This window comes from Moorena sp. (assembly GCF_982860115.1).
On the sequence record NZ_CEYLVT010000302.1, the window covers coordinates 1 to 7,514 of the forward strand.

7 protein-coding genes are annotated in these 7,514 nt (G+C 44.3%); 2 read left to right on the top strand and 5 right to left on the bottom strand.

Translation table 11 applies throughout. From position 1 onward, the window contains the following. Positions 1-675 precede the first annotated feature (675 nt). From psb27 to AC4II3_RS29785, 5 genes are all read right to left on the bottom strand, one after another. Positions 676-1,080 carry a photosystem II protein Psb27 gene (psb27, locus tag AC4II3_RS29765; protein WP_364415405.1) on the bottom strand — a complete coding sequence of 135 codons (405 nt, stop codon included), beginning with the start codon at positions 1,078-1,080 and terminating at the stop codon, positions 676-678. 193 nt (positions 1,081-1,273) lie between these two features. After that, positions 1,274-2,104, bottom strand: a complete 831-nt coding sequence (pstB, locus tag AC4II3_RS29770; RefSeq protein WP_488015423.1) for a phosphate ABC transporter ATP-binding protein PstB — start codon at positions 2,102-2,104, stop codon at positions 1,274-1,276. 97 nt (positions 2,105-2,201) lie between these two features. Next, positions 2,202-3,110, bottom strand: a complete 909-nt coding sequence (gene pstA, locus AC4II3_RS29775) for a phosphate ABC transporter permease PstA (protein WP_488015421.1) — start codon at positions 3,108-3,110, stop codon at positions 2,202-2,204. Next, entirely contained in the window at positions 3,110-4,117 is a 1,008-nt protein-coding gene (gene pstC / locus AC4II3_RS29780; protein ID WP_488015419.1) for a phosphate ABC transporter permease subunit PstC, read from the bottom strand. The genes pstA and pstC overlap by 1 nt, the downstream gene beginning before the upstream one ends. A 271-nt stretch (positions 4,118-4,388) precedes the next feature. Continuing rightward, positions 4,389-5,381, bottom strand: a complete 993-nt coding sequence (locus AC4II3_RS29785) for a PstS family phosphate ABC transporter substrate-binding protein (RefSeq protein WP_488015417.1) — start codon at positions 5,379-5,381, stop codon at positions 4,389-4,391. A 194-nt stretch (positions 5,382-5,575) separates the two neighbouring features. Between AC4II3_RS29785 and bioB the strand changes: the two genes are divergently transcribed. Together bioB and AC4II3_RS29795 are read left to right on the top strand one after the other, a co-directional pair. Further along, positions 5,576-6,709 (top strand): biotin synthase BioB, encoded by a 1,134-nt coding sequence (bioB, locus tag AC4II3_RS29790; RefSeq protein WP_490722986.1) that lies wholly within the window; start codon positions 5,576-5,578, stop codon positions 6,707-6,709. A gap of 15 nt (positions 6,710-6,724) precedes the next feature. Next, positions 6,725-7,309, top strand: coding sequence for a biotin transporter BioY (locus AC4II3_RS29795; protein ID WP_071104454.1), 585 nt, complete (start codon positions 6,725-6,727; stop codon positions 7,307-7,309). The last annotated feature ends 205 nt before the right edge of the window (positions 7,310-7,514 follow it).

Consider the following 7,514-nt stretch of genomic DNA (forward strand, 5'->3'; position numbering starts at 1 on the left):
ATGGGGGAGACCCCCTTTGGCGGCGCTGCCTCCCCAAGACCGCGCTGCATCGCTTTCATCCCCGCCGCTACTGCACAGGGGTTTTTAAGTATGATTTTTTATAAAATTAGCTTTAGCTTGTTATTATATAGTTTAGGGATAGAAAGGGAAACACCAAGGCAGGGAGAATAGGTAAATCTATAAGTAAATCTATAGGTAAATCTATATCGTTTTATTTGATGCATATATCATTGTCTTGATGCAAAGCGCGAGTGGGGGAAACCCCCAAGACCGTAATGGTGCGTTTTCCGCGTTAAGAATTAAATTCGCCACGGGTCGTACCTCTGCATCGCTAAATTTGTCAACTTTGATTATTGTTGATTATTAGTGAACCATTACCCTAGTAGTAGCCATAAACCCTATAATAATCTCTCTAACCCCTAACCGCGCTTCGGCTGGCATTATCTTTAACTGTTTTCAGCTCTGTTACCTACTGTTCCGGAAAATTCTTACTTATGATGAGAGTTAGGGCGAGAGCAGATCAAAAAATTGGCCAAAACTTTGATATCATCGATAATCGACCCCTCCCTTACCTAGGATTTTCTCAAGAAACCTGAAGATAGGACAGGTTTCTACTCGCAGTTTTTTTGTTAACCCAGGTTATGCCTCGCCTACAATAGGCGAGGTATCGACAGCTTAAGCGCCTCGTTTGAGAGAACGCTCTACTTGGGAAAATTCCTGCTCTAGACGATCCTTCACCTTTTTCGGTAAAGGGCGATTGGGATAGGAACTGTAGTAACCAGCCAAGGAATTGACAGCAGTTCGCATGGTAGTAAAGGAATTAAGGGTAGACACAGCTCTATCTCTGCGGTAGCGCGAAGCATAGTCATTCATCAGTAGAGTTGCTTTTTCACGAATTGCCGTCTTATCTGGTGAATCTTCTGGTAATTCAAGGGCTTGTCTTAATTCTTGTAGAGCAATTATTGTATCCTGACGGTAATCTCCTGTTAAGCCTGTACCACTTGAGGCACAACCAGTTAAACCGATAACCATAACCAGTACCAGGGCAATAAAACCTGATAAGTAGCGCTTTATTCGCATCATTGACAACAAATCCAATTTTATAATCAGATTTGATCCTATCTTGAATTGGTACTGGGGGGATCATCCCCATCAGAAAAAAAAATCCCACGGGCGTGTTGCCGTGGCATGTCTAGTATCAGATCAAATCTCCCATGAGTTGAGTTTAAAACACAAGGTTTAGTTGCATGTTAGGGAAAAATTTTGGGGGGATTTAGCCGAAACGCCCACTCACATAGTCCCTAGTGGCTTCCTGCTGAGGATTTTGGAAGATGACTTCAGTTTTATTGAACTCTACTAAATAGCCTTGTTTGCCACCTGTTTCCGTTGCCCTAGCGTTATAGAAAGCGGTCATGTCTGCTACTCGGGTAGCTTGTTGCATGTTGTGGGTAACGATAACAATGGTGTATTTTGCTTTCAGCTCGTGCATTAGTTCTTCCACTTTCAGGGTGGAGATCGGGTCAAGAGCGGAGCAGGGTTCATCCATCAACAACACTTCTGGCTTAATGGCTAAGGCGCGAGCAATACACAAACGCTGTTGTTGACCACCAGATAGAGACAGACCACTCTGTCTTAGTTTATCTTTGACTTCATCCCAGAGGGCAGCTTGTTGAAGACTGCGCTCCACTAATTCATCCATATCCCCTTGATAGCCATTAATCCGGGCTCCGAAGGCAATATTTTCATAAATGGATTTGGGAAAAGGGTTTGGCTTTTGGAATACCATCCCAATGCGGCGACGTACTTCTTCAATGCTGTTGTCAAACTTTTTATCATAAAGATTTTCACCATGGAAGGTAATTCTACCTGTTACCCGTGCTCCAGGAATCAGGTCGTTTAAGCGATTAAAACACCGCAACAAGGTGCTTTTTCCACAACCGGACGGTCCGATAAACGCGGTAACTTGGTTTTTGGGAATATCTAAATAGACATCTTTGACTGCTAAAAATAATCCATAGTAGACGGAAACTTTTTCAGCCCGTAAAACCGGAACTTCTACTTCTACAGACGAAGTGGTGTAGTCCATAACTTGGTTGTAATTCATCTTTAAATACTCTGTGTAATTGTCAACGTTTTAAATCCAAACTGAAAAAAAATCTATGCCTTTTAATCGGTATTTTACTACTGGTGCAGGTGACTTGCTATCTATTGGTTTGGAATTTATTGCGCAGGAAAATTGCTCCGGCATTCATCACCAACAGCACTATCATCAACATCACAATTCCCGCTGCCGCGTTAGTGTGAAAGGCTTCTTGGGGACGGGAGATCCAGTTGTAAACTTGAATTGGCAATGCAGTAAATGGATCTTGTGGGTTCATGGGCGGCCTGGTAATAAAGCTCAAGGCTCCGATAGTGATTAAAGGAGCAGTTTCCCCAATTGCCCTTGACAGTGCCAAAATGGTTCCTGTCAGGATACCAGGTAAAGCGAGAGGAAAAATATGCTCTCGAATCACTTGCCAGCGAGTTGCTCCTAAGGCATAACCCGCTTGACGCAAACTATTGGGAATTGCCCGTAGACTTTCACGGGTGGCAACAATAATGATGGGCAGAATTAACAACGACAGGGTTAGGGCACCAGTTAGTATGCTCCTACCATTAGTAATGGGAGCCAACCACCGGACAAATACTTGTAAACCCAATAAGCCGTAAATAATTGAAGGTACAGCAGCTAGGTTAGCGATGTTGATTTCAATAATCTGGGTCAATAGGTTGTCAGTGGCATATTCTTCTAAGAAAATCCCTGCCCCTACTCCCAAGGGAAAAGAGACCATTGCTGTTATCACCAACAGCCACACACTACCGATTAAGGGAGGAAAAATACCAGCTTGGTCTGGTTTACGGGAGGGAGGACTGGTGATAAATTGCCAATCGAGCCGGGGCAGACCATCCCTAAAAACTTCAATCAGCAATACTGCGAGTATGGCTAGCCCAAAAAAGATGGCAAGCCAGGCAGCAAAGGCGAAGATTTTATCAAAGTTATAACGCTTGGGTAGCGCGAGGTTGAAGTAACCTGGGGAATCGTCTCCTAGAGGTTTTAGGTCTTGTGCCATTAGTCGTATTTCTCCCGGAAGCGACGGACAAACCAAAAGCTAAAGATATTTAGGGCTAAGGTCAGTAAGAACAGGGTCATACCTACAGAAAAAATAGTTTTGTAGGCTAGGGAACCTGCTGGTGTATCTCCCATGCTCACCTGAACGATATAGGCTGTCATGGTCATCACTGGTACTAGGGGATTTAGTCCCAAGGTGGGATTTTGACCAGCAGCAATGCTAACAATCATGGTTTCACCCACAGCACGGGAAACCGCTAGTACGAAGGAAGCAACAATTCCAGATAATGCTGCTGGTATTACTACTCCGATAATGGTTTCTCGTTTAGTTGCCCCCAAGGCATAAGCACCTTGTCTTAAACTATTGGGTACAGCATAGATGGCATCTTCACTGAGGGAAGCTATCATAGGAATAATGGCTATTCCTAAAACAATCCCAGCGCTTAAGGCATTGAATCCTTGTAACTCTGGAATAGCAAATGACTCGGGAATAGGTATAAGCCGACCAATAAATGCTATACCCCAATTAATAAGACCAATACAATCTCTTAAGAAGGGGCTAACTACCATCAGAGCGAAGTAACCAAATACTACCGTAGGAACCCCTGCTAATATTTCTAGGGCAGGTTTGAGCCAGCGACGGATACCACTAGATGCATATTCACTCAAGTAGATAGCTGCAAGCAATCCCAGGGGTAATGCCACCATCAGGGCGATTACAGAGGTCAGGAAGGTCGCACTAATCAGCACAAAAATGCCAAACTGGGGATTAGCAAACAAGGGAGTCCATGCTTTATCAGTCAGGAATTTCCAGAGTGATACTTCTTGGAAAAATGCTACTGTTTCAAATATTAAGGTTAGAACAATGCCGATGGTAGTTGCCACAGAAACAAAGGCAAAGGTAGCAAAAACTATTTTTACTACCAGTTCTACCCGCTTGTTTAACTGCCGGTTTGGTCGAAACATCTCAGAGTCTGATGACTCAAAAGATGGCGGAGTGATAGTCATCAGTAAAGTATTACCTGTGAAGGATCAAGTGTGTTCGCCTGATAGCGTTCTCTTAGGTTAGGATGCAGTGCCAAGCATAAAGGGTAAAGGATGAAGTCTGAAGTGTGAGGAATCAATTGTGATAAATCAAGTGTGAGAAATGAAATAATTCTACTTATAGATGTACTGCTGATATCTATCAAGGTGACTGCGTGACTTAGCAACTTTTTTCTTTCCACCGTTCATCATTCAGACTTCATCATTCACACTTTAAGACATCATTTACTATTCTTTATTTCTCTAATAGATCTTTCACTTTGGAGCCTTTAGGAGCATTAGCAAAGACTGTACCAACTGTGCCATCGCTAAAACGCTTTCTCACCAACATCATAATGTCTTCTGGCATGGGAACATAGCCAACTTCTGAGATTAATTTGGAATTGGCTGCTGCCAACTGATAGTCTACAAACGCTTTAACTTCAGGGCGAGTTGCAGCCTCTTTCTTGACGTAGATAAACTCTGGGCGAGATAGAGGTTTGTAAGTCCCATCGGCAATAGTTGCTGTGCTAGGGGCAACGCAACCACTTCCTCCATCAATCTGTAACAGTTTGAGTTTATCTTTGTTTTCTTCGTAGTAGGCGTAACCAAAGAAGCCTAGTCCACCCTTATCAGTAGATACCCCTTGGACAATCAAATTGTCATCTTCACTAGCGGTATAGTCGCCCCGAGAGCCAACTTTTTTACCAACTATGTTTTCCATAAAGTAGTCATAGGTTCCGGAGTCAGTTCCTGGACCATAAAGTCCTAGTTTTTGATTGGGGAAACCAGGACGAACTTGATTCCAGTTGTTGATTTTGCCTTGAGCTGCTGGTTCCCAGATTTTTTTAAGTTCAGCAGTTTTTAGGCAACTAGCAAAGTTATTGTCTTTGTTAACTACTACAGAGAGTCCATCAAAGGCGATGGGCAATTCGATGTACTCAATTCCTCCCTTCTTGCAAAGCTCTATTTCTGATTCTTTGATCGGACGGGAGCCGTTGGAAATATCGGTTTCTCCAGCACAAAATTTCTTGAATCCACCACCAGTACCAGAGACACCGACGGTAACTTGGATTCCGGGATTGGCTTTCTGGAACTCTTCCGCCATGGCCTCAGAGATAGGAAATACGGTGCTGGAACCATCTACCTTAACTTGAGCTGTAGGGGTTGAACCACCACAGGAGGTAATCCCCACGGCTAAGGAGGTGATCAATGCTATTGAGAATAAATTATTCTTTTGAGACAACATGGAATTGGCTTGATTTTTTTAGGCGTCACAGCCGGAGTGTACCGCTCCACCATAAAGAGTAGGTTAAGCATTAGGTTAAATTATAATTAAGAAAAGGTTAAATTTTTAGTTGGGGTAGTAGAGTTCACTAGCAAAATTACTCTAAGGTGGTATAGTGAGGGGTGCCTTTAAAGCTGATATATGTGGGAGATACTGTGGTTCAAGCACCTTTGTCAACTGCTGTAGGTCTATCTGTAGATTTATCAACTACACCAGCAAGTACACCAGAACAATGCTCAACATCCCCAGCATCCGTGAATGAGTGGCTGCAAAAGCTAACTGAGGGGATTATTGCAGGCGATCGCATTACTAGAGAGCAAGCCTTAGCCCTGACTAAACTCGAAGGGCAGGATAATATATTGCTGCTGTGCCAAGCAGCTGACAAAGTGCGCCAAGCCTGCTGTGGTAATACGGTGGATTTGTGTAGTATCGTCAATGTCAAATCGGGTGGCTGCTCAGAAAACTGTGGCTTCTGTGCCCAGTCGGCTCACCATCCTGGCGTTGATTCCCCGATTTATGGTCTTAAGTCTAAGCAAGAGATTATGGCTCAAGCTAAGGCAGCTCAAGCAGCTGGAGCCAAACGTTTTTGCCTAGTGAGTCAGGGACGTGGACCAAAGTACAGTAGTCCTAAATCGAAAGAGTTTGAACAAATTCTGGAAACCGTACGGGAGATTATTGCCGAAACCAGCATTAAGCCTTGCTGTGCTTTGGGAGAAGTGACCTCGGAACAAGCCGAAGCCCTGAAAGAAGCTGGGGTAACTCGCTACAACCACAACTTAGAAACCTCAGAGCGGTTTTTCCCAGAAATTGTGACTACCCACAGCTGGCGCGATCGCGTTGAGACGATCCAGAACTTGAAAGCAGTGGGGATTCAAGCCTGCACTGGTGGAATTATGGGCATGGGAGAAAGCTGGGAAGACCGAGTTGATTTAGCTCTAGCCCTGCGGGAGTTAAAGGTGGAATCAGTACCCCTGAACTTGCTCAATCCTCGCTCTGGAACGCCTTTGGGAGAATCTGGGAAGCTAGATACCTATGAAGCACTAAAAGCGATCGCAATTTTCCGGATGATCCTACCTGAGCAAATCCTGCGCTATGCTGGTGGGCGAGAAGCCGTGATGGGCCAATTGCAGGCACAAGGGCTAAAATCCGGAATCAATGCTATGCTGATTGGACACTACCTCACCACTCTGGGACAGCCACCAGAGCAAGACCACGCTATGCTGGACTCTTTGGGTCTAACCGGTGGTGAAGCTCCGATTCCCGGAGAATATAACTCCCAGAATAAATAGATTATCGATGTAACTGTGTCTGCTCCCAATGAGATTTTGTGGGCCATAATTGGTTTGCTGCTGACCATCGGCGGCACGTTTCTAGAAGCCTTCTTTGTCTCCAATCCACCCTGGGATTGGTCAACTCAAGGTGTTCAAACTATATCCTTAGGGGTTACCTATCAGATTGGAGCAGTCCTACTAGCTGCTTGTTTAGGAGGCAGAAATGCTGGTGCTCTTTCTCAAATTGCCTATGTTGTCATCGGGTTGAACCTGCCAATCTTTACTCAAGGTGGAGGTATTGGCTATATCAAAGAACCCAGCTTTGGATACATACTAGGCTTTATTGCCGGAGCCTGGGTGTGTGGTTTTTTAGCCTTTCGGGTACAACCACGAGTCGAGACATTGGCATTTAGCTGCCTATGTGGTTTACTAACCATCCATGCCTATGGTGTAGGCTATTTGATGATTTTCCACGGCATCAATTGGTCAGTGCTTGGGGCTGTGCCTCTGATGGAAGCCATCATGAAATATACCATTTCGCCTTTACCGAGTCAGCTAGTGGTAGTTTGTTCTGTGACCGTTGTGGCATTTGCTCTACGGCAGTTAATGTTTTATTGATAGTCATTGTAATGCCCAGCTCCGAATTTCCCTATTGCCTAAAACGTTAATTTTTCTTTTCCCTGGGTAAGTCCTAGACTAATCACCAATGACTACCAATGGCTAATAAATAATGACTATAGCTTTTACCATACTTATCAGGTAAAGTCAATTTTGTGACCCCTACTCCCTACTCCCTACTCCCTACTCCCTACTCCCTACTCCC

What these genes read in the sequence shown, in the direction of transcription:
- psb27 (WP_364415405.1), bottom strand. Translation starts at nt 1,080, where the DNA reads ATGCGAATAAAGCGCTACTTATCAGGTTTTATTGCCCTGGTACTGGTT.
- pstB (WP_488015423.1), bottom strand. Translation starts at nt 2,104, where the DNA reads ATGAATTACAACCAAGTTATGGACTACACCACTTCGTCTGTAGAAGTA.
- pstA (WP_488015421.1), bottom strand. Translation starts at nt 3,110, where the DNA reads ATGGCACAAGACCTAAAACCTCTAGGAGACGATTCCCCAGGTTACTTC.
- pstC (WP_488015419.1), bottom strand. Translation starts at nt 4,117, where the DNA reads ATGACTATCACTCCGCCATCTTTTGAGTCATCAGACTCTGAGATGTTT.
- AC4II3_RS29785 (WP_488015417.1), bottom strand. Translation starts at nt 5,381, where the DNA reads ATGTTGTCTCAAAAGAATAATTTATTCTCAATAGCATTGATCACCTCC.